Below are 25,128 nucleotides of genomic sequence, written 5' to 3' on the forward strand. Positions count from 1 at the left end.
GAGTCTGTTTTTCATCTTAGACGTCCCTTTCCACCACGTTATCTTCATAGCTGATATAATCACTGAAGCTGCCGACGTAGAGTCTTGACTTCTTCCCCAGTTCATCAAGGGCCATGATATTGGTACAGGCGGTCACGCCGGACCCGCAATGGAAAATCACATCATCCACATGGAGAATTTCATGGAAGTTTTTATTTGCTTTCTCCAGATCGAAGGTCTGATCTTCCTTGAAATGTTCTTTAAAAAAGATGTTCAGTGCATGGGGAATATGGCCTTTTTTGTGGTCCACAGGTTCAACCAAACCTTGGTAACGCTCCTTGCTTCTGGAGTCTATGAGAAGCTTTCCAGAGAGAGAGCCGTTTTTCGCATAATCAGTGATTTCCTCTATGGGAGCAATCATATCCGGATGCGCTGTTAAAGTGATATTTCCCCGCTTTGTTTCGGAACTGTCTGATGTCAGGTCTTCAGGAAGAAGCATTTTGAATCCTCCTTGAAGAACATACACCTGAGACAAACCATAGTACTTCAGCATCCACCAGAGTCTTCCGGCGGATGAATTGTCTCCATCATCATAGATCAGCACACGGCTGTGGTTCTCCAAACCGATGGACCTTAACTTTTCCTCGAAATGTTTCATATCTGGAAGAGGGTGTCTGCCACCGTGTGTTCCTACTACATCCGCCAGGTCCTGATCCATATCAAGAAAGTGAGCTCCTTTGTAATGAGAAGCTGCATAGGACTTTTTTCCATACTCGGCATCGCTCATACTGTACCGCACATCAAGGACAATAAGATCTGGGTTCTCTATGAGAAAGTCACGGTCTTTAAAGTTTTTCATCGATCGCACTCCACTTCGCTTTTATTTAAGTTCTTTCAATACATCCAGTAAGAACTCATAAACATTCTTTACAGAAACAAGGTCCATATGCTCATCGGGTGTATGCACATCGTAAAGATTTGGTCCCAGGCTGATCATATCTAGACCAGGAATTCTTCCAGCCAGAATACCGCACTCCAAACCTGCATGAATGGCTTCGATCTGAGGTTTTTTGCCGTATTTTTCTTCATAAACTCTTATGAATGCATCCCTAAGGCTCGATTCTTTCGCGTATTGCCACTCCGGATAGGAAGAAGTGATCTCGGATACCGCACCAAAAACCTTTCCGATGGCATCCACTTTCTGAAGTACCATTTCTTTTCGAGATCCAACACTGCTTCTAACTGCAAAATCAAAATAAAGATGGTTGTCCTTCTCATGAAGCACACCTAGGTTCAGGGATGTTTCCACAAGACCTTTGATGTCCTGGCTCATGCTGATGACACCATTAGGCAGTGTGAACAGAAGGCCTATGGCTTTGGCTGTTGTTTCAGGAGTATAGAAAGGACCGGAAGCGTCGGATTTTTCGATCTGCAGCTTGAAGCCACTGTCCTGCGTCTCGATCTCTTTCCCGAGGAGGGTCTCAATTTCTGATACAGCAACCGTCAGATTTTCCTCATTGCCTTTCACAAGAAGCAGCGCTTCTGCCTCTCTGGGGATGGCGTTGTTCTTGGATCCGCCACGGAGATTTGAAAGAACAAAATCATATTTCTGGGAGAGCAGGTAAAGCGCTCTTCCAAGAAGCACGTTAGAGTTTCCGCGTTCTTTTGGAATGTCGATTCCTGAATGACCGCCACGAAGACCAGAAATGGAAAGCTTGTATACAGAACCTGTGGCCTCTTCGTATCCTAATGGAAGCTTCACGGTCTGTCTAGCGCCGCCTGCACAGCTCACAAGGAATGTTCCCTCTTCTTCGGAGTCAATGTTGATCAGCATTTTCCCTTCAAAAAGAGTACCGTCCACAGAGGCTGCGCCAAGCATACCGGTTTCTTCTTCTACGGTAATGAGCACTTCCAGAGGAGGATGGGGAAGGTCTCCCTGATCGAGGATTGCTAGAGCATAGGCTACAGCGATACCGTTATCAGCACCTAATGTGGTTCCGGTGGCATAAAGATGCTCCCCTTCTATTCTGAGTTTAAGTGGATCTTTTGTGAAGTCATGTACTGTATCATTGTTCTTTTCATCCACCATATCCATGTGGCCCTGGATGATCACAGGTACGCTGTTTTCATAACCTGGAGCACCTGGTTTCTTAATGAGGATGTTCATCACGGCATCCTGCACCACAAAAAGATTCCTGTCCTCAGCGAATTTTTTCAGATAATCTGAAACCGCCTTTTCATTACCGGATCCTCTTGGGATTTTGGTCAGCTCTTCAAAATAATGCATCACTTTCTTTGGTTCATAGGTCTGTAGTACGCTCATTTATTCATCCTCCTTCAGCTGGTCCAGAAGATTCTTGAAAAGATCTCCTAGTGTGACTGATTCTTCTTCTTCATAGTAGCTTTCATCTGTACCGGTTCCTTCGCGCAGAGAGAAGCTGATTCTTTTCTTTTCCTCATCTATCTCAAGGATTTTAACGGTGACTTCCTCTCCTTCAGACAATACTTCTCTTGGATGAGAAATATGCTCCTGACTGATTTCTGAGATATGGACGAGTCCATCCAGACCATTTTCCAACTCTACGATAGCGCCAATATCCAGAAGTTTACGCACTGTGCCGGTGTAGAACTGTCCCACTTTAAGGCTACCAGATTTGATCCAAGGATCTTCCTCTTTATTCTTCAAAGACAGGGAGATTTTTTCGTTTTTCAGATCTACTCGAATCACATGCACTTTTACTGTATCTCCGATGGAGACCACTTCACCCGGATGGTCGATTCTTCTGTGAGACAGGTCACTGATATGACATAGACCAGTTAGTCCGCCTAGATCAATGAACGCTCCATAGGACGCAATGTTTGCTACGGTTCCTTCCACTGTATCTCCTGGTTTCAAAGCTTGAAGAAGCTTTTTCTTGTTCTTCTCTCCCTGGAGTTTCAGGTAGGCTTTTCTTGAGAAGATGAGTTTTTTCTGAGTATCATCAAATTCTTCAACAAGTGCATCCAAGGTTTTTCCTGCATAATCTTTCAGATTTTCCACATAGCTGTCGGAGACAAGAGAAGCTGGCATAAATCCAGTGAGACCCTTGTAAAAGATTCTGAGTCCGCCTTTTACTTCATCCATAACTTTGACTTTTAAGGGAGTCTTGTCATTAAACGCAGCTTCCACTTCTTCGATGGAGACGATGGCATCCGCCTGTATTTTGGATAAGAGAACATTGCCCTCCCCATCATCTGCTTTCAGTACGATGACTTTAATGGAATCTCCCACCTGATAAAGATCACGGAGACTCTCATTATGGTCTTTGGTGAGTTCATCCCTTGGCACAACACCATCTGCAAAATAATTGATATTGACGATGACTTCATCAGCATTGACCTTCAGAATCGTACCTTCGAGGATATCCCCATCTTTTACTTTATTGAGCGTAAAGCCCTCCATTGCTTCAGCCATAGACATTTCGTGATTCATTTGTTCATCCATATACTTGCAGGCAGTTTTCTCACTGCCTCCCCCTTTCTATTCTTTGCAATAGCGCATTATATAAAGAATTCTAACATAAAAAAGCTGAAGAATCTTCAGCTTTTCACAGGAAATAACTATACAATCATCTTTTTGTCGGATATGAGGTTATAGCAATAGTCAATGATGTCACTTCTCTTGATGATCCCGATAAACACACCTTCATCATCCACAACCGGGACAAAATTCTGAGTTCTTGCAAGGACAATGATGTCATTGATTTCTGCACTGATGGTGACAACCTCGTGTTTCTTACGTCGCTCTATATCAGAGACTTTTACCTTGTTGGTGTTGCGAAAGGAAAGCCCTGGAGTATTTTTGATCTTCCAAAGCAAATCACCTTCTGTTAAGGTTCCCACGTATTTTCCTTCACGATCCAGAATCGGGATGGCCGAATAGCCATGATGTTCCATTCTTTCAAGCACCTGTCGCATGGTTGAATCAACCAGTTCGTAAATCAGCTCTGATTTCGGTGTAAGGAAAAAAGCAATATTCATATGCAAAGTACCTCTTTCATGATTTATTTACACTTTCATTATACCACAACAAGGAGATAAGTAATCGTATTCAGAAGATATTAAGGACTTATTTACAACTGCTTCATAAGTTGTTCTTCTGAGGCAGTACAAGAATCTCTGCGTTGTTTTCAAGAAATACCCGTTCTCTTTTATGGCTTGTGAAAATAAAAACCTGGTGGCAGGAGAACTCTTTTAAAAGAAGCTTCAGTGCATTCTCCATACGAAGATCATCGTAGCTGTTGAACACTTCATCCATAAATATTGGAACAGAGTTCTCGGAAAAGATTCTTTTTATCATGGTCAGCCGCAGGGATAGATAAAGCTGGGAAAGAGCACCACTGGAAAGTTTTTTATCATCTTTCCTATGGGTTCCTTCTTGAAACGTCATGTTATTAAGGTCTTCCACGAAAACAGTTCTCTTCATACCCGTTATGAGTTCAAATCTTCTGGTGACTTCATCCCCCAGGATCTGTACATATTGTTTTTTCAGGAGGTCTTCTGCAGTCATTAAGAGCTCTTTGGTTTTCAGAAGCACTGCCAGCCTCCGGTGAAGACCTTGCTCCTCCATATGTTTTGTGTTCAGATAGTCTTCCAGATAATAGGGATCCCTGAACTGGAGTCTTTCGTATGTTTCACTAAGCTCCATTTTTGAAGCTTTCATTTTGGCCATCTGCAGCGATAAGTGCTGTTTTTTCTCAGATAGAAGCTCTTCACTGATATCCTCTTGAAGAGAAAGCTCTTCAAAGGCAGACAGTTCTTCCAGAACTTCTTCCAGGGGCTCCTCTCCGATGAGTCCTTTGATGGAAAGATGAAGCTGGTTTTCTTTCTCCTCAAGAAGGGACCTTCTGACTTTGTTCAGTTCATAACTTTCCCAGAAGTCTTCCATGCTGGATTTATCTGGTTCATACCCTAAGGGCTTAAGATGATAAATAAGGTCTCTTTCAAGAATGGAGATTTTATCTTGCTGGTGCGTGATACGCTCTTTTAGAATAGTCTCTTTGGCTTGTCTTTCCTGATGCAGCCTGATGTTCTTTTGACAGGTTTCCATCACGGATACCAATTCTTTCAGTGTAGAGGTGCCAGATAATCTGTAGTAGTATTCCCTATTTTTCTTTATGTCTTCTATCTTTTTGGTGAGGATCCTCAGGTGCTGCGTGTTTTCTGACATCAAGAGAATTTTCTTGGATCTCAGTACTTCTTCGGAATCAAGGCCAAGCTCCGAGCTGATCTGGTCAATCTTTTTTTCTGAGTGCCTGATTTTTGTGAGCACATGAGACCTCAGTTTCCTCTGAACCGGAGGCGCATAGATGATGAGACTTGGAACCAGGAGAAAGTGAGTACTGAAGATCAGCCCTGAAGGTCTTAGCAGAGAGAAGACTGCAGCGGCAATGAAAAGCATCAAAATCAATGGGAATCGACCGCTTCTTTGTGTGCTTTTCAGCCACTTCAATTGTCTTTCGTATTCTTTTAAAAGAAGAAGCACTTCTTCTTTTCTAGAGCCAAATGAATGATCGTATCCCTGATGCTCTCGATTCTTCAGGAGTTCACGTTGCAGTCTATGCTCTTCTTGCTCCTCTTCTACCAGCTGCATCCATGTCTCAGCTTTAATTTCGTCCATGAGTTTCAGGTCTTCCTCATAAGTAAGATAGAGTTCCAGATCACGAACCGTCCTCTGATGCTCCTCATTCATTTTTAGAAGCTCCTCTTGGACCAGATGAAACTGTTCTATTTTATCTCGGATCATTCCAGCGTCTTCTTCCGTTAAAGAAATCCAGTTCTTCTCTTTTTCAGCCATGAGTTCATTCAGCTCATCCAAGGCGCCTTTCAGCTTCAGGATATCGGACTTCTTATGAAGTAAACGCGATTTTGCTTGGAGCTCCGAAAGAAGTTCCTCCTGCCTCTCGAGTGAAATCAGTTCAGTATCCAATGCTTCCAGTTCATTATGGATTTTTTCCTTTTCCAGAAACATCCTTTTGGATGCCTCCAACTCTGCAAATAGAGACCTGATTTCCCCTTGCAATTGAGGAATTGACCCTGCATTTTTTCCGCTTTTCAGTGCTTTAATCTGCCTGTCGATGTCTTCAGCCGCCTTTTTGTAGGAAACCTCTTCTTCTCCAGAATCCAAAAGATTGGAGAGCTTCATAAAAAGACCGTCATTTTTGTCGTTGAAAGCAGGCGTTGTCTCTGATCCCATGAATAATGTCTTAATGAATTCATGAACCGTCAGTCCAAAGATGCTTTTGCCGAGAGGCTCCTGATAATAACGCTGTTCCTTAGAACCTTTCTCATAGATGCGAAGGAAATCATCCCTTCTGTTCAAGCCGCTTCTTCTTTCGATGATCAGTTGAGAAGAGCCAAAGGATACTTCAAGACTTCCAAAAGCATAGGTTTCACCATGAGGAACTGCAAGTTCACGTAGATTCAGGTTGAACTCTTTTATGGGAACGGCTCCGTAAAACATCCATAAAAAGAATCTTTGAAGGGTGCTTTTGCCTGCTTCGTTTTCACCTTCGATCAGCTGTATCTCTTTGTTGAAGGACAGCTCCAGTTCTTTCAGTTTCCCGAACTGTTTGATGTTCAGTTGATGTATTCTCATTTCATTCCTCCGGGTAAGAGTGCAGCAAGTCCTGTTTTCTCTACTTCATTCCAGAATTCTGCATCGGATGATTCGCGGTTTTCATTGAGGATGTCCATGAAAATACCACGAAGGGAGTGTGGTGGAAAAGCGAGAGTGTTTTCAGCTAGGGTCGTTTCGTCTCTCAATTCAAAATCGGGCAGCTTCTCATAGAGCATCAATGAAAGCTGCGCAATATCGATGGAAAGATAGGGCGATACCTGTCCACGGAGCAGTATTTTGTAAATACTGGTATCGCTGTGAAGAGAGGATCGGATTTTCGAAAAGATTTCCTGGGTAGTCAAAAGGGATGTGATCTCTACCTCCAGGATTTCGTAGGTTCTCCTATTCAGCGGTTTAAACTGAAGCGCACTGCCGTTGCTGTAGATGGATCCCACAAGAACGCCCTTCTCCCCTGTTTCATCAAATCCCCGCCCCTCGGGAATCCCTGCGTAAGCATACTGTGTGCTGCCTTCTGACAAGATCCCGGAGAAAGAATGTCTATGGCCTAAAGCGATATAGCTGAATCCACTCTGGCGGATGCTCTCGCTTGACACTGGATTATATAGAGAACTCCCTTCTGTAACGTCACCATGCATGAGGAGAATTCGGATCTCAGCCTGAGTAGAGCAGCTTCTGCCCTGAAGCAGGCTTTCTTTGACATAACCAGATTGGAACCCAGCACCACAGACAACACAATCCAACTCCTCCAGATAAACTTCCTCATAGGAGGAGAAGATGTGCACATTTTCCGGGAAGGAAAATGTGCTGTAGGGGCTTTCGGGTATATAGGGGTCGTGATTTCCTGGTGCAATGAAGATTCTCCCTGGAAATCGCATAAACTCCTTCTGGAGATAAAGAAGCGTTTTTCTGGATACTCTCATGGAATCGAAAAGATCCCCCGTCAGCAGGATCAAATCTGCTTTCTCTCTCACTGCCAGTGAAATGATTCTTTCCACGGTATTTAAAAGTTCTTCTTTACGCTGGGATCTGAAATTTATATTATGTAGGGTCAGTGGAGAATCCAGATGAAAATCACCACTTTGAACTATTTTTACTGTTTTCATCACATCACCTCGAACTCTAGTTCTATTCAGTATAGCATGTTTGTGATGCTTAGAATAGATGTTCTGTTTTCTTAGGAGCACCTTGTGCTATAATTGCCATAATGAGTTCCATGGAGGTATTCAATATGAAGATCATTGCCCATAGAGGATTCAGCGGGAAATATCCGGAGAACACTCTGCTTGCTTTTGAAAAAGCAGTGGAGGCATCTTCGGATGCCATTGAGCTGGATGTGCAGCTCACAAAAGACGGAACGCTGGTTCTTTTCCACGACGACACCTTTAATCGTCTCATTCAGACCGAAGGATTCTTATTGGATCATACATGGACTGATCTTGAACAGTATCAGATCAGGAAAAGGCTTTTCAACAGAACAGTCTATGCGCCGATCCTATCCCTGGAATCTTATTTCAACTGGGCTCAGGACCGGGATATCATGACTGTCATTGAGCTGAAAAATAATCTGCGCTCCCATGAAGGCATGGAGGAAAAGCTTGTATCTCTTACGAAAAAGTTTAAACTGGAACACCGGGTGATTTTCTCTTCATTTCAAAAAGATAGTGTACTAAAACTGAAAGCTCTTGATCCTCTTATTCCCTGTGCCTATATCACGAAACTGAGAAAAGAAGAGGATCTGTCTTGGATAGAATCTGCTCAAATTGAATTTATTCATCCAAAATTCACCAGTCTCTGGCCCTGGAACATAGCCAAACTGAAAAAACTGGGGGTAAGAATATCCCCATGGACCGTAAACCATCCTCTATTCATGTGGTATCTTCTCCACATCCCAAATCTGTATGGCATGATCACAGACAGACCCGACAGATTGAAGAAAGTACTGCAGAGAAAAAGGAAAACCTGATCACCGCGCTGCGTAAAGCAACTGGAGATCAGGTTTTTTAGTTACTGCTGTTCTTCTAAATTAAACGGGCCCACTTCCTTGGAAAGATCAGCTGGTTCCTCCTCTGTCTGGACCGCTTCTACTTTCTTCTCTTCTTTTTTCACTTCATAGGAAGACATGGGTTCTCCATACTGTGTGAACTTGATATTGAGCTTCAAGTCATGAAGGGTAAACTTCTCTGCTGGGATGTCCAGAACGATATCATTATTGACCGAGGTCATTGAAATTTCCGGTTCCTCCATGGGAAGACCGTCAATCTCTTCTTCCAGAGCTTCTTCCACTTCATAATGGAGTGTCTGGTTCTCGGCTTCATAGGTGCTGCTCTTCTCTCCATGACTGCCAAGTCGTAGCTTTATATTGAGGTCACTCAGATTGTACTTTTCGATGGGAATTTCAAGTAGCAGTTCTTCTTCCACTGGTTTAGTTTCTGCAATTTTCTTTCCTTTTTTATGATAATCCTTATCTTTCAGCCCCATGATCTTATTCACCTGATGGATGAGCTCATCTATAGTTTTAAATTCATAAAGCTGGTCTTTAAATTTAAAAGACGGTTGTTCATTCCCCCACTTCCGGTCCTTTGAAAGTAAGGAGATTTCAGGAAACTCCTCCACCAGTGCTTTTACAATGTCCACGTGTCTGGGATTTGATGAGTTCAGTTTGATTTTCATTTTGATTCACTCCTTTACAGGCGCCCTTCTCTTTGAAGTTTTGCCAGTCTTTTTCTATATTTGTTGAATTTTCTTTCTGTCCGTATGATGAAATCCTCCTGACAGTTATAAGGGGCATCTTTTGTCTGGATTCTTTTATATTCGCCAGTGGAAGTAAGAATACGAGCTTTTGCTGTATCTTTCAAGTTCAGGTCCAGGATGGTTTTCAGCTTATGTTTTGCATCGTCGTTGGTCACGGGAATCATCAGTTCTATGCGTTTGTTGAGGTTTCTTTCCATCCAGTCCGCGCTGGAGATATAAAACTCCTCGTTTCCTCGATTATAAAAATAGAATATACGGGAGTGCTCCAAGAACCTGCCAACAATAGAACGGACCTTGATGTTCTCGCTGAGCCCTTTGATGCCAGGACGCAGACAGCATATTCCACGGATGATGAGGTCGATCTCCACGCCATCCTTTGATGCTGCATAGAGCTTTTCTATGATGTCTTTGTCCACCAGTGAGTTCATTTTGGCAATCATATAGGCCTTGTGGCCCTCTTTTGCCGCTTTTCTCTCCCGTTCGATGAGCTGCGTAAAATAGTTCCGCATATCTTCAGGAGCCAGAATGGCCTGCCGCATCTTCCCATACTTATAATGTCCGGAAAGTCTGTTGAACAGATCTGAGATGTCCTCTGCCAGTTCTCCGTTGCAGCTGACCAGGGACACATCGGTATAGAGCTTGGCTGTGATGTCATTGTAGTTTCCGGTGCCCACATGGAAATACCGTTTTATCTCGCTGTTTTCCCTTCGTATAATGAGCAGTGCCTTACAGTGGGTTTTCAGTCCCGTGACCCCGTAGATGACATGACAGCCTGCTTTTTCGAGCCTCAGCGCCCAGTTGATGTTGTTTTCCTCATCAAAGCGTGCCTTCAGCTCCACCAGTACGGTCACCTGTTTTCCATTCTCTGCTGCTTCAGCCAAAGCTTTCACGATGGGGCTGTTTCCAGAAACGCGGTAAAGCGTTTGCTTTATGGCCAGCACATCCGGATCAGAGGCGGCTTGTTTCACCAGTTTCACAATGGTGGAAAAACTGTCGTAGGGATGGTGCAGCAGCGCATCTTTATGGGTGATGGACTGAAAGAGATCATCATGGGAAAGAAGTTCTGGAACTGGCAGTGGTATGATTTCCTTAAATTTCAAAGACTCATCCACATGAAGTCTGCTGACTTTATGCAGAAAACGAAGGTCCAAAGGTCCGTCAATCTGAAACACGTTTTCCTTTGTCAACTCGAACTCATCCATGAGATACTCCAGCAGTTCAGAGGAGATGTGTTTTTCCGCTTCCAATTTAATGACATTTCCCCATTTTCTCAGTTTAATGGTTTCTTTGATCACTTCCAAAAGATCATCGGCTTCTTCCTCGTTATACTCCAGATCGGCATTACGGCTGATTCTGTAACAGGAATAGCCCAATATATCGAAAGCGTTGAATAAATCTTTCAGTTTCAGCTTCAGGATCTCCTCCAGAAGGATATACTGCTTTTCTGCCTCTGAACTTCCGGGAATATAGTAGAACCGATCCAGCACATTCGGTACTTGAATGGTTCCGATGTGATGTTTTTCAAGGGAAGCTTTGTCCTCCAGAAGAACGGCGATATTGAGCGTTTCTGAAGTGATCAGCGGAAATGGCCTGGACGAATCCACCACCATGGGGGTCAGCACCGGATAGATGCTGTGTTCGTAAATAGAATCCACATAGGAAAGCTGCTCCTCTGTGAGGCTCTTATGGTCCAGAAACTCCATACCGATGTTTTTCAGATCCTTTTTGATTTTTCCGTTGACCAGATGATACAGATCATCCAAAAGTATTCTTGTCCTTCTGTTGATGGCGGTGGTCTGTTCTTTTGGGGTCATACCAGATGAATCTCTTTTGTAGATTTTTGCGTGTATCTGATCGGATAAAGTCCCGTACCGAATCATGTAGAACTCATCCAGATTTGATATAACAATGGCGGCAAATTTCAATCGTTCGAAAAGTGGATTATTCTGATCCTTCACCTCTTCCAGAACCCGGTGGTTGAACTCCAGAAAACTCAGTTCCCTGTTGATGAAATCTTGGGGTGATGATAAATATGAATCCATGAAATTCCTCCTATCCTTCATTTGTTTAGTTCTATTATATCCATTTCAACCTTTGAATTATACAAAAATTGCGATAAATTCATAAGAAATTACATGTTGAGGGTCCAAGTCTCCCGATTTTATAAAGATAATCTCCTCTTCACGTATCCGTCAGATTGAGTGTTAGGAAAGATAAAGAAACCCTGATATAATAATATAAAATACGAAAGATTTGAAAGGAGGAGCTATGAGAATCGGTATCATCGACATAGGCTCTAACTCCATGAGACTGGTCGTTTATGATGTGCAGAAAACCTATTACACCGTGGTGGGTCAGGTCAGGCACTCAGCAAGACTCGGTCAGGATATGGTGGAGAATCATCTCCATCCTCACCGCATCGATTATGGAATCCGTGTCCTCAAACATTTCAAATCCTATATGGACTCGAAAAATGTAACTGAGGTCATTGCGGTGGCAACAGAGGCAATAAGAAAAGCCAGCAACAAGGAGGAATTTCTCGGAAAAGCAAAAAAAGCTCTCGGGAAAGACATCCGGATTCTTTCAGGAGAAGAAGAAGCTTTTTATGACTATTATGCTACAGTCAATACACTGGATCTGGACCGATGCCTTATGGTGGATATCGGAGGCAGCAGCACAGAGATTGCACTCATCCATGACAACAGGCTGCAGGAATCTATTTCCATACCCTTTGGAAGCATTGTGCTCACAGAACTATTTGATCTCAAACGCAATCCCAAAGCTGAGAATCAGCTTCACCAGTACCTGAGAAATACATTTCGTGATGTGCCCTGGCTGAAGAATGCCAAGGGATATCCCATTGTTGGGATTGGGGGGTCCATCAGGACTCTTGGAAAAATCGACAGGTTCAGAAAAGACAACGCCATGTTCATTTCCCACAACTACAGCATGGAGCAGAAAGATGTGGAAGAAATCTATGAGCTGATCAGAGGTTATTTGGGCGGGAAAGTTAAGAAAGTTTATGGACTCAGCAAAGACAGGGAAGACATCTTCATTGGTTCTTTAGCAACTCTAAACGTGCTTATGCAGGTGCAGAATGCCAAAAAAATCTTTGTGTCCAATGCGGGCATTCGTGATGGCTTACTTTTTGAGCACATACTTGGCAGAAATAAACGGGTTCGTGATGTGCTGGAGTTTTCCCTGGAGAACATCATTCAGAATCATATGTCTCCCGGTTATGAAGGAAAAGATCTGTTCAAGATCGTCAGCCCCCTTTACGGAGCGCTGACTAAAAAATATCCGTATCTTCTGGGCAATGGAAAAGTACTGAAAACCGCCACCTATCTGTATGATCTGGGCACCAGCATCAATTACTTCCAACGGGACCGGAATACGTTCTACAGCATCCTCAATGCACCTATAAACGGGCTCAGTCAGAAACAGATCTTAATGGCAGCTTCCTGCGCTTCTGTTTTTTCTGCCAATGATCTTCTGAAGGAGTTCTTCAACAAGAAGATTCTATCCCAGAGAGATATGAGGACCATCGAAATGCTTGGAATACTCATTAAGATTGCAGAAGCCATCAACTTCGGCGTTTCGAAAGAGGCACAGGTGAAGAAGGTGGAAGTCACGGAAGATGCCCTCGTCATTGAGGTCCATACCAAAGAGGATCCGATATTTAAAGAAGAAGAGCTGAAACCTTATCTGACAAAGTTCAGATATCTTTATAAAAGACATTTAAGGGTACAGTTCCAGTACCGTGGGTAATCATATCGGTATAATGAAAAGCTCTGGCTAGAAACAGCCAGAGCTTTTTGTGAGGTATGGATCTATTTTTACAGTCCGAACAATTTGTTCAGTAGGCCTGTGGTGGACAACAGGATGAGGAATACAAGAATTGGTACCACAAATTTAATCAGAATAGACCAAAGCTTTTCTGTAACAAACTTGCTTCCGATTTTGATTTCCTTCACTGCATTTGGCACGCCCCAGACAAATCCGATGAAGAGAGCCCCCAAGAGTCCGCCCAATGGAAGCAGATAATAAGATGTAAGCACATCCAGGAAATCAAAGATTCCATAGCTTTTTCCGTCGATCCAAGGAATGAGGAAATCGCTCCATTCGCCCATGGATAAAGATGCACCGATACCGATGATAAACATCAGGGTGGTGAATATGATTACGGATGTCTTTCTGCTCCACTTGAGCTTATCAATACCAAAAGCTACTGTAACTTCCATCAGTGAGATGGAAGAAGATAAAGCTGCAAAGAATACAAGTACAAAGAAGAGTGCTCCGAAAATGGAACCTAGAGGCATGTTCTCAAATACAGCTGGAAGCGTGATGAACATGAGTCCAGGGCCTTCACCTGGCTTAAACCCTAAGGCAAATACAGCAGGAAGTATTGCGAATCCTGCAAGGATGGCCACCAGAGAGTCCAGAGAAGGAATGATGAAGGCGTCTTTTTCCATGTCCTCGTCTTTTCTCAGATAGCTTCCATAGGTGACCATGATGCCCATGCCAAGGGAGAGAGAAAAAAAGACCTGGCCAAGTGCGGCGATGACAACCTTCAGCGTAATTTCACTGAAGTTCGGTGTCATGAAGTACTTGATACCTTCCATTGCTCCATCCAGTGTTACTGAACGCAGCACTGTAACCACTAGAAGCACAAACAGTGCAGGCATCAGGAACTTGGATGCTTTTTCAATACCACCTGAGATTCCACGAATAACAATAATTGCAGTGAGTCCCATAAAAATCAAGTGATATACAAGTGGTTCTACTGGAGAAGATATGAAGTTTGTGAAGTATCCTGCTTTGTCAGCACCAGTGCCTGAAAAAGAAGCAACGATATACTTCATGACCCATCCACCAACAACAGAGTAATAAGATAAAATGAGGAAGCCGGACAGAATACCAAAACCGCCAACAAATCCCCAACCCTTTTTGATCTTGTTGTAGGAACCGTAAGCATCAGAGTTCGCATGTCTTCCAATGGTCATTTCAGCCAGCATCAGTGTAAAACCAAGAAGAATCACAAGACCGATGTACACAAGCACAAATGCGCCTCCGCCGTTCTCGCCCGCAAGATACGGGAACTTCCAAAGATTACCTAAGCCAACTGCAGAACCAACGGCAGCCATCAGGAATCCGAATCGTGAGGACCAGGATCCTCTGTTATTTTCCATAATTATTCCCCCTTTTTATTTTTTAGAGTTTGTGATTTTTTCCTCAGGATTTACATCCTTTGAGAAGCTTCACACATCCGCTAAAAATTATAGGTTATATTATAAGTGCAATAGAAAAACATTGGCAATAAAAATATGCTTATCCTACTGAAGATTCCCATATCCGTAAATTGAACTTCATTTTCATGATGATTTATTATATTATTTTCCATAAGTTTATGAGAAAAAGACACTTGCAATCCTTTACAAATGTCTTTTTCGTTATTTCAGCTTGAAATTATTATAGAATTCAATATTTGTATGGGTTTCCCAACCGGAGTTTTTGTGAACTACTTGTCAAGGAATCGTTCGGTGCAGGCGGCGATGACTGTTTCAAGGACTGTGATCCTGGCATACCGTTTGTTGTTTCCGTTGATCACCAGCCAAGGCGCTTTTTTGACATTTGTTCTGTCCAGCATATCATTGATGGCTTCTTCATAAAGATCCCATTTTTCACGGTTTCGCCAGTCTTCATCTGTGATTTTCCAGACTTTGTTCTCATCAGCCTGCCGTGCCTCGAATCTCTTCAGCTGCTCTTCTTTCGAGATGTGGATGAAGAACTTCAATACGATGGCACCAAAATTTGTCAGGGAAGTTTCAAAATCATTGATCTCCTCATACGCTCTTTCTACATCTTTATTGGAGGCGAACCCTTCTACCCTTTCTACCATGACCCTGCCGTACCAGGAGCGGTCATAGATGGATATATGGCCTGTCTTGGGTACCTGTTTCCAGAAGCGCCACAGATAATGATGGCGCAGCTCCATGTCTGTTGGCGCAGCGGTGGTGCTGATTTCGTATCCAGTAGGATCCAGCTGCTGGATGATCCGCTTAATGTTTCCGCCTTTTCCTGCTGCATCCCAGCCCTCAAAAACAAGAATAAGCGGTATTTTCCTCTCATAGAGTGTATACTGAATATCCCGCATCTCTTTCTGAAGCCGATCCAGTCTATCCTTGTAGTCTTCTTTGCTCAGGTCGTGGTTTTCTTCATGTTTCTTCAGGATATCCGGATACTTTCCATTGAAGAAACCATCTCTTTTTTCTGGTTCCTCCTCGGCTCTTTTCTTTTCCTTCTTCAGCCGTTTTTCCAAACGGCTCACGATGGTTTCTAATACTTCGTTGACGGATACAAAGCTGCTTTCATATTTGATGCGGTGCCAGGAGCTTTGATCCTCTTCAACGATTTTCTCCATCTCTTTCTTATAGTCTTCATCATTATCACGGTCATACTCCTGAGCTTTCCACATGGTTCTGGGATTATCATACATACGCCTGATATGTTCCTTCTGTTTCTCTTCCTCAATGTCCACATAGAATTTGATCAGTTCTGTGCCATCATTACGAAGGGTCTTTTCAAAGTTTCTGATCTCCTGAAGCAGAATCTTGCTTCCATCATACAAGCTGTCTTTGATGATATTATTTTTCATGGCAATGTATAAAGAGTACCAGCTTCGGTAATAGATGTATACTTCCTGGTGGCTGGGTGAATTCACAAAATACTGCCATAAGAAAGGTTTTCTTCGCTCTGTTTCTGTTGGGGCATGGGTTGCATAGAATTTGGTGTATCTGGCATCCAGAGCAAGGAGCAGTTCATTGGACAACCTGCCTTTGCCTGAAGCGTGCACTCCTTCAAACACAATCATCACGGGTACTTTATACTCCTTCAGGACACGCTGAAGATATCCGACTTTAGTCACAAGTTTCTCTTTTTCTTTGAGATATTTTTTCTGTTCTTTTTCTTCCATGAGGCACCTCCACTTCACTATACACTGAAAAAATGTTCAGGGCGGTCTTTCTCTTCTTTGTAAGAGAGGAGAATGGGTAAAAATGTTTTACAAGCATCTATAATTCTATTATCCTATATTTAGAGCAAGAATGACTTCTTTTTTTGAATGTTATTATTTTTTTCACAGTTTACCCATGATCAGATAACAAAGTTAATGCAGGAGGCCCTATGCGATTTGAAATCAAATCTTTTCACGAACTGACCGTCTCAGAACTATATGCCATGCTCCGATTGAGAGAAATGGTTTTTATTGTGGAACAGAACTGTCCCTATCAGGATCTCGATGACACAGACCAGAAAGCGCTTCATGTGTTTTTGTACGAAGATGAGGAACTGGCTGCCTATACCCGTATTTTCAAAAGGGGGATCAAGTATCCTGAGGCTTCCATAGGGCGTGTTGTCACAAGTCCTGTTCATCGCGGCAAAGGATATGGTGCAAAAGTAATGAAGGCATCTATAGAAGCGCTGCAAAGAATGGGAGAGCCTCATATTGTTCTATCTTCTCAAGCTTACGCAGAGAAGTTTTATGAAAAGCTGGGATTTAAAAGGACTGGAAAGGAACCCTATCTGGAAGATGACATCCCCCATGTGGAAATGGAGTTTAAAGGAGAGTTGGAACATGAGTGAGAAAAGCTACGAAATTGTCAAAAGCACGAAACCAAAACGGAAAAGGCAGAGCTGGAATGAATATTTCATGAGTATCGCCAAAGTTCTGGCCATGAGATCTTCCTGTGACAGAGCTTATGTAGGTGCTGTCATCGTCAATAAGGACAACCGGATCATCGCCACTGGATATAATGGCAGCGTAGGAAGCAAAACACCACAATGTGATGATATTGGGCATGTGATGCGGGATGGACACTGCATTGCAACACTTCATGCGGAGATTAACTGCATCGCCTATTGTGCTCGGGAAGGAATATCTTTAAAAGATTCCAAAATCTATGTCACACACTTTCCATGTCTTAACTGCACCAAAGCGCTGATCCAATCTGGTATTCGGACGATTTATTATCTGGATGACTACAGACTGGATGATTATGCGCTGGAACTTATGAGAATCAATCAGATTGAGACAATCAAGCTTCATATGGAAGATGAAACATTGTAAAGTAAAAAAACCTCATCCTGTTCGGATGAGGTTTTTTTTACTTGTCGAATAAACCGCCGTTTTTCTTCATTTTCTTGGGTTTGGAAGTTCCTTGGATACTCTTTTCAGGTCTATCTGACTTCCCGTTTTTTCCGTTTCCTTGCTTCTTTGCTTCAATGATCTGAAGCATTTTTTCTCTTGCTGTATTATTCAGTGCCATACTTATCCCCTTTCTGATCCGCTTTTCAGTATATCCTATGAAGGAGCTAAAGAAAAGCAGTTATTTCTCGTAAGGTTTTTCTTTCTTAATTATCTTCATCTGCTTCTTCAATTCCTTCTGCATGAAGTCTATGATCTCACTTTGCTTCATGGTGGCATTTTTATACTCTGCAGTAGCAACAAGGACCATAAGGTTGATATAAGCATAGGCCAGCGCTGTAGTGATCAGCGCTGCTGTGCTGCCTGAAATGATTCCGCCAACCACTGTTCCTGCACCCGGAATCATTTTCAGAAGATTGCTCACAAGAGCCCTTCCGGTATAGACAGCTCCCGAAACTCCGGTAACCGATGAAACAATGCTTGTCACAAGAGCTTTATTCATGGATACACCAAAGATGCTCGTGATTTTTGCAATCATAGCCACTTGGCTGGATGCAAGGATGGGTGCATCCGCAAATGGAATGGGTGTGAAGCCCACCATGAAAGTTTCAGTGATAAATCCTCTGGACCATTTACGGGCAAGCTCCGCCTTTTTCATCACATCAACTTTCTGGGCGTTGATAAAAGCCGGCTCTACCTCCTCGGGCAGAAGCCTTAAAGTTTCATGGACCAAAGCTTTGAGTCCGGTGACAGGAAGCTCTTGAGAACCGATTCTATAAGGTTTAGCCACCACTGGAATAACCTGTTCCAGCTTGAGCTTAAGGGAACAGATGTAGTCCATGAGCATGGAAGTCTCTTCCTCCAGGATGCTCTGAGTGAGCACAAGAATCACCGGCAGTTTTTCTGAAAGCTCCCGAAGAAAACCCTCCTCAAAGGACTCCAAACGATGACTGGCTGAACTGATGCAGTACCAGACTGCATGGATTTCCTTGGATCTGTCTCCCGTGGCGCGGGCTCTCTGTATCTCTTCCAGTACTTCTTTGCGCACTTCTTTCTGTACCTGTTCGTTCAGCTCGAACCCTTTTGTATCGAAAAGAACCAATGGAATCCCTTCTTTTGTGATCCGTTCCAGATGTTTGGTCACTGGTTTTCCGATTCCTGTCTGGGTGAGATTTTCCCGGAATACCGCATTGATGAGAGTGCTTTTCCCTACACCTGTCTTTCCAGCTACTAGGATATTGACAGGCGCCATGGACTTTACCTCTTCTTCTGTTTTCTGCAATATGTCCTGAACTATATGTATAACATCCATTCATACTCCTCATTTCGGCTTTTCTTTCAGTGTACCAAAAAAGAGTCTGGTTTTCACCAGACTCCTGAATTGTTCAATTAAAGTACACGTCTTGCTGTGATAAATTTGTGGTATCTCATGGTGGTGATTTCCACGCTCTTGCCAGGTCTTGGTGAGTGGACCATGTTGCCGTTTCCGATATAGATTCCTACATGGGAGATGCTTCCACTACCAAAGAACACCAAATCTCCAGGCTGAAGGTCAGCGTAAGCTACTTTTGTGCCTACGGTTGCCTGTGATCTGGATACTCTAGGAAGGTTAATCCCAAAGTTTCTGAATACATAAGAAGTGAATCCAGAGCAGTCAAATCCGCTTGGTGTGCTACCACCCCATACGTACGGTGTGCCAATGAACTTGTATGCGTAGTTCAGTACTGCTTGAGCAGATGCACTGGCTGGTGCGCTGACAGATGGAGTACTTGGTTTTGAAGGTGCTGGCTGTTGAGAATTGCTGCTGTTATTTTGTGCTTGTTGAGCTTGTCTTTCCGCTTCAAGTCTTGCTGCTTCTGCCCGTCTTTCCGCTTCTCTTCTGGCTGCAGCTCTCTGGTTGAGGATTGATTTCCCCTGCTCAATGAGAGCAACCACCTTAGCATCGGTACTGTCTGTCACGATGCTGCTTCGGACAGCGCGGAGCTGGTCGATGGCCCCTTGAATCATCTCATCGCTGCTGCTGGAGTCGGCGATGATGTCGTCATTGTTTCCGATAAAATACAGTTCAGCCAATGCCAGGTTTCCAAGAATTTTCTTCTCTTCTTCTTCCATCTCTTCCAGAAGCTTTTCGGTTTCTGCCATTTTTACTTTCTGCTGTTCCAGTCGTACAACATTTTCCGCTTTCAGCACTTCAACTTCACGTTTTGCTGCATCCAGCTCTTCCTTCTGTGAAACGAGCAGATCTTTGATTGCCTGAATCTCATCTAAAAGCTGTTTGTCGATCTTTGCGAACTTGATGATGGCATCAGCGCGGGCGATAAAATCAGCGATGCTGTCAGCCCCAAGAATGGTTTCGATCATGCCGTTGTTGCCCTGCTTGTACATGGCTCTTAAACGCTCGCCATATTCTGTTTCTTTTTGGAGTAGTTCTATTTCAGTGTTTTTGATTTCTTCTGATTTTTGGGAGATTTCCTCATCCAATCTGTTGATATTGGCATCATTTTCTTCGATTTGAATAGTAATATCTGTGATTGTGTCAGAAATTTCTGCAATCTTTCCGTCGATTTCAGCCATTTTTGCTAAAATACTCTCATACTCAGTCCGTACCGCATCCAGTTCCTGCTGCTGAACATCGGTCAGCGGTTCTGCTTTAACAGGGATAGATCCGCCATAAACAATACTTATTGCGACTAAGGCTGCAGCTACTTTATATTTAATATTTCTCATTTCTACCTCCAAAAAGGAAAAATTCATAATGATTACAAACTTATTACAGATTGAATTATAATTTTAACTTATGAAGAACGTATAAAGTTTGCTCATTTTGTTAAAATAATCGCATCACTTTTTTTACTGTTTTATTACTATTTTTGTTGATACTCCAATTGTTGCGAAAAATGTTGTATGGATAAGTAGAAATTCTGAAAACCATTTACTAAAATCTTTCGTCTTTCTGTCAAGATTCTTTGCCAACACAAGAATCCAGGTGTTATAATCACATCAAAGAAATGAGGTGTTAATTTGAATAAAATACTGATTATTGAAGATGAACCTTCCGTATTGGAAGCAATATCCGCCTATTTAAGAAAAGAAGGTTATGAAGTCTATACTGCAGAACGCGGATACAAAGGACTTGAATACACAGAAGATATTGCCTTTGATCTGATTATTCTTGATCTCATGTTGCCTGACATATCAGGTGAAGAAATATGCAAGAGGATTCGCGCAAAATCAAACACGTATATTTTCATGCTTACAGCGAAGTCCAGTCTTGAGGAAAGAATACGCGGCCTGGATTTAGGTGCGGACGAGTATTTGGTGAAACCATTCTCCCCTAGAGAGATTGTGGCTCGAGTCAATGCGCTCTTTAGAAGGATCAAAGATATCCCGGAGAATAAGAATGTAGTAGCGTTCAACGGCGGAGAACTGGTCATAGACCACGACAAACGTGAAGTGCGGCTCCGTGGGGACGAAGTGGCCCTTACACCCATTGAATTTGATATCCTTACGCTGTTGTCGGAGAATCCTGGTATAGTTTTGTCCAGAGAAACGCTCATCGACCGTGTTCTTGGTCCTGATTTCGAAGGTGTGGACAGAACCATTGATGTACATATCAAGAATATCCGAAAGAAGATCGAACTGGATACAAAGAACCCCTCGTACATCATTACTGTATTCAAGTTGGGGTACAAGTTTGGTGGTGGTCAGTAATTGAGGAGCATTAAATACAAGCTCACTGTGGCCATATCAATCAGTGCTCTATTGTCTCTTCTTATTGCTTATATCGTCATAAACCTGACGCTGAATGCACGGTTCAATGATTATCTCCAGGTGAACCAGACCAAAAGAGATGAGCGAATTATCGCCACATTCCGGGATGCCTATTTGAGGGACAAACGATGGACAAATGTTTCAGGCAAAAGTCTGGAACGTGAGGCGGAGTCTGCAAATTTTACTTTGTCTCTCTTGAATTGGGACAAATCAGTCCTTTGGGCAATGGACCCACTAAAACTTGTTGAGAAGGAAAAAGAGATCAATCCGGATGGGGCTTTCACCATGGAACAGTATGTTCCCTATGAGTATCCGATAAAAAGTGAGAATCAGATTCTTGGCTATGTCGTGATTGGGCAGTTCTCTCCCCTGGTGATTTCCACAGAAGACAAAAACTTTCTAAATTCTATTACGATGAGTATTCTGATCAGCGCATTTCTCGCGGTGTTTATTATCGTTCTCATCGCGCTTTTTGTCGCAAGGCAGCTCTCAGATCCCATCGAAAGAATCTCCCATACGGCCTACAGTTTATCCATGGGTGAACTGACTGCACGAGAGCTTCAGGAAGGCGATGTGGTGGAGATTGAGACACTAAGAAACAGCATCAACTCCCTCGGGGAAAAGCTCGATCGTCAGGATATGCTCCGTAAGCGGCTGATCACCGATGTATCTCATGAACTGAGAAATCCTCTAAACGTCCTTCAAACAAATCTGGAAGCCATTATAGATGGGATTCTGCCAGCTACACCAGAAAGACTCCAGGCACTGAATTCAGAAGTGGTTCGTTTCGGTAAGCTTCTGGACAATCTCAATATCTTAAAACAGTTTGAAGCAGAAAGTATGGTGTCAAAAATCGCTGTTTTGGATATCCGGCAGATCCTTCAAGATATATATCATAACTTCCAGGGCATCACCAAAGAAAAATCCATCAAGCTGAAGTTCATCCCGCAACGATCGGGTGAATTTTTGATTCTGGCGGATAAGCACTCTATTTATCAGATTATCAACAACCTGCTGCATAACGCCATCAAATTCACCCCTAGAAATGGAATGATTACCATAAAGCTGTCCAGGGATGATAAATTCTGCTACATCAGAATTAAGGATACAGGCATCGGTATTCCAAAAGAAGACCTGCCTAATGTATTTGAGAGGTTCTATAGAGTCGATAAGTCGAGAGAACTTGTTGAAGGCAGTGGCATTGGGCTCACCATCGTCAAGAACTTTGTGAAACTGAATGGAGGGACCATAGATGTTACTTCTACAGTCGGAAAAGGGTCTACCTTTACGATCAAGTTCAGACTGTATGAAGTGGGTGGCCCCTCTATGGAAATCGCTGGCAGGTCATCGGAACTGATGGATGAAGAGAATATATGACAGGAAAAAGCCTCTGATACCAAATATAGGATATCAGAGGCTTTCTGTTCTTACTTCAAAAAATTGTCTTTGGACTGATTTTCCAACTGGTCAAGGATGAGTTTCAGCTGTTCTCTCAAACCTACGATACCATCCAGATCCATGGGTAAACTGCATGCGATATTGTTCGGCACCTTTTCAGCTTCTTTCATCAGTTCCTTGCCTTTTTCGCTCAGATAGATGATGAGATTACGTTCATCCCTCTTGTCTCTGGTTCGTTCGATGTTTCCATCATTCTCCAGTTTCTTCAATAGAGGTGTAAGCGTTCCTGAATCCAACCGCAGCTTGCTTCCAAGCTCCTTCAGGGATATTCCATCTTTTTCCCATAGGACAATCATCACCAGGTACTGCGTATAAGTCAGTCCCAACGGTTCCAGTAAAGGTCTGTATATTTTTGTGATCTCTCTAGAAAAAGCATAGACTGCAAAGCACAATTGATTTTCGAGTTTTAATTCATCTATCATACGTATTACCTCATGTTTTATTGTATTCAATTAAATTGTATCATAAAACTGGAGTTGTTGTCAATAAACTTCCCGGACTAGGTACCTAGATAGAGTCTTTGGCCTAGAAACTCAGGAAGATCTGCTTTCAGGATACGATCTGCAGCTTCTTTTATATCATAATCCAATGCTCTGAATCGAATTCTTCTTTTCACAGAATCATAGACAATATAATGGGCTTTAGGAATCCCGTTTCTTGACTGCCCCACACTGCCCACGTTTACAACGTAATATGCATCATCCAGATAGATATCGCCATGGTGGATTGGATAAACCTCAATCTGTTCATCCTCTCTCTTTTTAAAAATGCAGGGTCTGTGCGTATGTCCGGTAAAATGAATCTTTTTACCCTGTTTTTTAAGCACATCAAAACTTTCCAAAAGAAATGCGGAGTCTTTATTCTCAGGAAATACGTATTGAAAACTTAAAGGCTCTCCGAGCATCGCATGGCACAGTATAAAGTCCTCTACTTCAAGGATAGGAGGCAGTATTCTCATATGGTCGATGTATTCTTTAGGAATGTGCTTCATGGTGTATAAGATTCCCTTTCGGGCATTCTCGCTGAACTTTGCCAAGGTTTCTGGTAAAATGACCCCCTGTTCATGATTCCCGAGGACGCCTGTACCACCAAGCTCAAGGAACTTTTTATAGCAGAAGTAAGGATCTGCGCCATAGCCGATGATGTCTCCGACGAAAAGGACTTCATCGAATTTTTCTGTATTCAATATTTTAGTGAATGCCTGATAATTTGAGTGGATATCACTCAGAATCAAATACTTCATCTTCTTCGTCTCCTCTAATAGTTGCCTTCATACAGTATATCGTAGCGATTCTCAATAAGACTGCCTTCCAGGATGAGATCCAGATTATGAACGTCGAGTGCTTCCAGTAAAGTGGTAGCAAGAGCCTGATCCACTGCTTTCTCAACTTTATTGATATAAAGGACTTTCTTCCCTTTTGCATTCTTGAATAAGGCCTTAGGGTTCTCTACGATCTTCACAAGATCCTGTATGGTCACTAAAGATCCTATGGAAGCACCAGTCAGTTCTAAATACTTGTCCAGATGGTGGATGTTTTTGCTGTTCACCTGTAAGCCCAACGCTTGTATATCGACGATTCCGATGGTGACATCGGTGGTCTCCGGAATCTCAGGTTCATATTCTCTAAAGCCCTTCAGCGGGCGACCGTTTGAAAAATCGCATTCAATGATTGTCTGATCGAAATGAGCAGAGATTCGTTCAATATCAGTAACCTCCAGTCCCATGACCAGATCTTTTAAGTTCTTCCCGCGGCCTATGAGATAAATTCCTGTTTTATCATAGCTGGAAAGATCATAATCTTCGCTGTAGGCGACGTCAATGAAATCAAACATCGTTTCTGCGGGTTTGATGAAGGTTGTGGTGCTGGATACCAGGATTTTCTTTTTTTTTCGTAATGACTCGGTAAGCCGGTTAATGAGGGTAGTTTTACCACCAGCACCAACCAGTGCCACATCATGGTATTTATGAAGATGTAATAACTCAGCCAGCATAAGAACACCTCCTCCAAGTAAATCCTCTTTATATCTCTGATTCTTATTTTTGAACTGTGCCTTGTAAAGTTTTAGTTATTACCATCATTGTAGCATATGTGAAGAGTTCTGCATCCAGAAATATTATTTTTCAACACAGCAAAAATCTATAGAAATCAGCTGTTTATGTCAAAAAGCAAGTTCATTCTGTTGCATCAGAAAAACCAATGACAGGAATAGGAGTGTTATCTATGAACAAGACTAACTTCCACTTCATTATTTTCTTTTTTCCAACTGGAAGTTAGTTTTAAAATTAAGGGTGTAGAAAATGATAGAAAATGATTCAAGAAATGAGGTTAAATTCAAAAGTAACTTC

Annotated in this window: 22 protein-coding genes; 6 read left to right on the top strand and 16 right to left on the bottom strand. The window is 42.7% G+C overall.

Annotation, left to right across the window (positions count from 1 at the left end; translation table 11 throughout):
- Nucleotides 1-16: 16 nt before the first annotated feature.
- The 6 genes from DEF30_RS11845 to DEF30_RS11870 all read right to left on the bottom strand — a co-directional run bounded on the left by DEF30_RS11845 (nt 17) and on the right by DEF30_RS11870 (nt 7,701).
- The gene (locus DEF30_RS11845) at nt 17-838 is read right to left on the bottom strand and encodes a sulfurtransferase (RefSeq protein WP_294099671.1); all 822 of its coding nucleotides are present in this window, start codon (nt 836-838) and stop codon (nt 17-19) included.
- A 21-nt stretch (nt 839-859) separates the two neighbouring features.
- A complete protein-coding gene (locus DEF30_RS11850; RefSeq protein ID WP_294099674.1) occupies nt 860-2,302 on the bottom strand; it encodes an aminoacyl-histidine dipeptidase in 1,443 nt (480 codons plus the stop codon).
- Nucleotides 2,303-3,463: a 30S ribosomal protein S1 gene (gene rpsA, locus DEF30_RS11855; protein WP_294099677.1), complete on the bottom strand. Its 1,161-nt coding sequence runs from the start codon at nt 3,461-3,463 to the stop codon at nt 2,303-2,305.
- 116 nt (nt 3,464-3,579) lie between these two features.
- Nucleotides 3,580-3,999 carry a CBS domain-containing protein gene (locus DEF30_RS11860; RefSeq protein ID WP_074909196.1) on the bottom strand — a complete coding sequence of 140 codons (420 nt, stop codon included), beginning with the start codon at nt 3,997-3,999 and terminating at the stop codon, nt 3,580-3,582.
- Nucleotides 4,000-4,102: 103 nt separating this feature from the next.
- Entirely contained in the window at nt 4,103-6,616 is a 2,514-nt protein-coding gene (locus DEF30_RS11865; RefSeq protein ID WP_294099680.1) for an AAA family ATPase, read from the bottom strand.
- Nucleotides 6,613-7,701 carry a DNA repair exonuclease gene (locus DEF30_RS11870; protein ID WP_294099681.1) on the bottom strand — a complete coding sequence of 363 codons (1,089 nt, stop codon included), beginning with the start codon at nt 7,699-7,701 and terminating at the stop codon, nt 6,613-6,615. Before DEF30_RS11870 ends, DEF30_RS11865 begins: the two co-directional genes overlap by 4 nt.
- Nucleotides 7,702-7,826: 125 nt before the next feature.
- On the opposite strand from DEF30_RS11870, the gene DEF30_RS11875 reads away from it, so the two are divergent.
- Nucleotides 7,827-8,561 (top strand): glycerophosphodiester phosphodiesterase family protein, encoded by a 735-nt coding sequence (locus tag DEF30_RS11875; RefSeq protein ID WP_294099684.1) that lies wholly within the window; start codon nt 7,827-7,829, stop codon nt 8,559-8,561.
- A 41-nt stretch (nt 8,562-8,602) separates the two neighbouring features.
- On the opposite strand, the gene DEF30_RS11880 is transcribed toward DEF30_RS11875, so the two are convergent.
- Together DEF30_RS11880 and ppk1 are read right to left on the bottom strand one after the other, a co-directional pair.
- A complete protein-coding gene (locus tag DEF30_RS11880) occupies nt 8,603-9,268 on the bottom strand; it encodes a hypothetical protein (protein WP_294099687.1) in 666 nt (221 codons plus the stop codon).
- Between the two features lie 14 nt (nt 9,269-9,282).
- A complete protein-coding gene (ppk1, locus tag DEF30_RS11885) occupies nt 9,283-11,412 on the bottom strand; it encodes a polyphosphate kinase 1 (RefSeq protein ID WP_294099689.1) in 2,130 nt (709 codons plus the stop codon).
- Between the two features lie 205 nt (nt 11,413-11,617).
- Between ppk1 and DEF30_RS11890 the strand changes: the two genes are divergently transcribed.
- Nucleotides 11,618-13,117, top strand: coding sequence for a Ppx/GppA family phosphatase (locus tag DEF30_RS11890; protein ID WP_294099690.1), 1,500 nt, complete (start codon nt 11,618-11,620; stop codon nt 13,115-13,117).
- A 68-nt stretch (nt 13,118-13,185) separates the two neighbouring features.
- Here DEF30_RS11890 and DEF30_RS11895 read toward each other — a convergent pair whose 3' ends face one another.
- Together DEF30_RS11895 and DEF30_RS11900 are read right to left on the bottom strand one after the other, a co-directional pair.
- Nucleotides 13,186-14,538, bottom strand: a complete 1,353-nt coding sequence (locus DEF30_RS11895) for a sodium-dependent transporter (RefSeq protein ID WP_294099692.1) — start codon at nt 14,536-14,538, stop codon at nt 13,186-13,188.
- 329 nt (nt 14,539-14,867) lie between these two features.
- Nucleotides 14,868-16,322: a phosphate--AMP phosphotransferase gene (locus DEF30_RS11900; RefSeq protein WP_294099695.1), complete on the bottom strand. Its 1,455-nt coding sequence runs from the start codon at nt 16,320-16,322 to the stop codon at nt 14,868-14,870.
- Nucleotides 16,323-16,531: 209 nt separating this feature from the next.
- Between DEF30_RS11900 and DEF30_RS11905 the strand changes: the two genes are divergently transcribed.
- Nucleotides 16,532-16,990, top strand: a complete 459-nt coding sequence (locus DEF30_RS11905; RefSeq protein WP_294099697.1) for a GNAT family N-acetyltransferase — start codon at nt 16,532-16,534, stop codon at nt 16,988-16,990.
- Nucleotides 16,983-17,474, top strand: a complete 492-nt coding sequence (locus DEF30_RS11910; RefSeq protein WP_294099698.1) for a deaminase — start codon at nt 16,983-16,985, stop codon at nt 17,472-17,474. Before DEF30_RS11905 ends, DEF30_RS11910 begins: the two co-directional genes overlap by 8 nt.
- Before the next feature lie 37 nt (nt 17,475-17,511).
- On the opposite strand, the gene DEF30_RS11915 is transcribed toward DEF30_RS11910, so the two are convergent.
- The 3 genes from DEF30_RS11915 to DEF30_RS11925 all read right to left on the bottom strand — a co-directional run bounded on the left by DEF30_RS11915 (nt 17,512) and on the right by DEF30_RS11925 (nt 20,279).
- A complete protein-coding gene (locus tag DEF30_RS11915) occupies nt 17,512-17,673 on the bottom strand; it encodes a hypothetical protein (protein ID WP_294099700.1) in 162 nt (53 codons plus the stop codon).
- 60 nt (nt 17,674-17,733) lie between these two features.
- Entirely contained in the window at nt 17,734-18,834 is a 1,101-nt protein-coding gene (locus DEF30_RS11920) for a GTPase (protein WP_294099703.1), read from the bottom strand.
- A 107-nt stretch (nt 18,835-18,941) separates the two neighbouring features.
- Nucleotides 18,942-20,279 carry a C40 family peptidase gene (locus DEF30_RS11925; RefSeq protein WP_294099705.1) on the bottom strand — a complete coding sequence of 446 codons (1,338 nt, stop codon included), beginning with the start codon at nt 20,277-20,279 and terminating at the stop codon, nt 18,942-18,944.
- Nucleotides 20,280-20,573: 294 nt separating this feature from the next.
- Between DEF30_RS11925 and DEF30_RS11930 the strand changes: the two genes are divergently transcribed.
- Both DEF30_RS11930 and DEF30_RS11935 read left to right on the top strand, forming a co-directional pair.
- A complete protein-coding gene (locus DEF30_RS11930; RefSeq protein WP_074909157.1) occupies nt 20,574-21,263 on the top strand; it encodes a response regulator transcription factor in 690 nt (229 codons plus the stop codon).
- A complete protein-coding gene (locus DEF30_RS11935; protein ID WP_294099709.1) occupies nt 21,264-22,700 on the top strand; it encodes a HAMP domain-containing sensor histidine kinase in 1,437 nt (478 codons plus the stop codon).
- Between the two features lie 50 nt (nt 22,701-22,750).
- Here the strand turns inward: DEF30_RS11935 and DEF30_RS11940 are convergent, their stop codons facing one another.
- The 3 genes from DEF30_RS11940 to yqeC all read right to left on the bottom strand — a co-directional run bounded on the left by DEF30_RS11940 (nt 22,751) and on the right by yqeC (nt 24,773).
- On the bottom strand, nt 22,751-23,203 hold the full coding sequence (locus DEF30_RS11940; protein ID WP_294099711.1) for a MarR family transcriptional regulator: 453 nt from the start codon (nt 23,201-23,203) through the stop codon (nt 22,751-22,753).
- Between the two features lie 77 nt (nt 23,204-23,280).
- Nucleotides 23,281-24,024 (bottom strand): metallophosphoesterase family protein, encoded by a 744-nt coding sequence (locus DEF30_RS11945; protein ID WP_294099714.1) that lies wholly within the window; start codon nt 24,022-24,024, stop codon nt 23,281-23,283.
- A gap of 14 nt (nt 24,025-24,038) precedes the next feature.
- On the bottom strand, nt 24,039-24,773 hold the full coding sequence (gene yqeC, locus DEF30_RS11950) for a selenium cofactor biosynthesis protein YqeC (RefSeq protein WP_294099716.1): 735 nt from the start codon (nt 24,771-24,773) through the stop codon (nt 24,039-24,041).
- Between the last annotated feature and the right edge of the window lie 355 nt (nt 24,774-25,128).

The organism is Proteiniclasticum sp., assembly GCF_003514505.1.
Taxonomy (GTDB): Bacteria; Bacillota; Clostridia; order Clostridiales; family Clostridiaceae; genus Proteiniclasticum.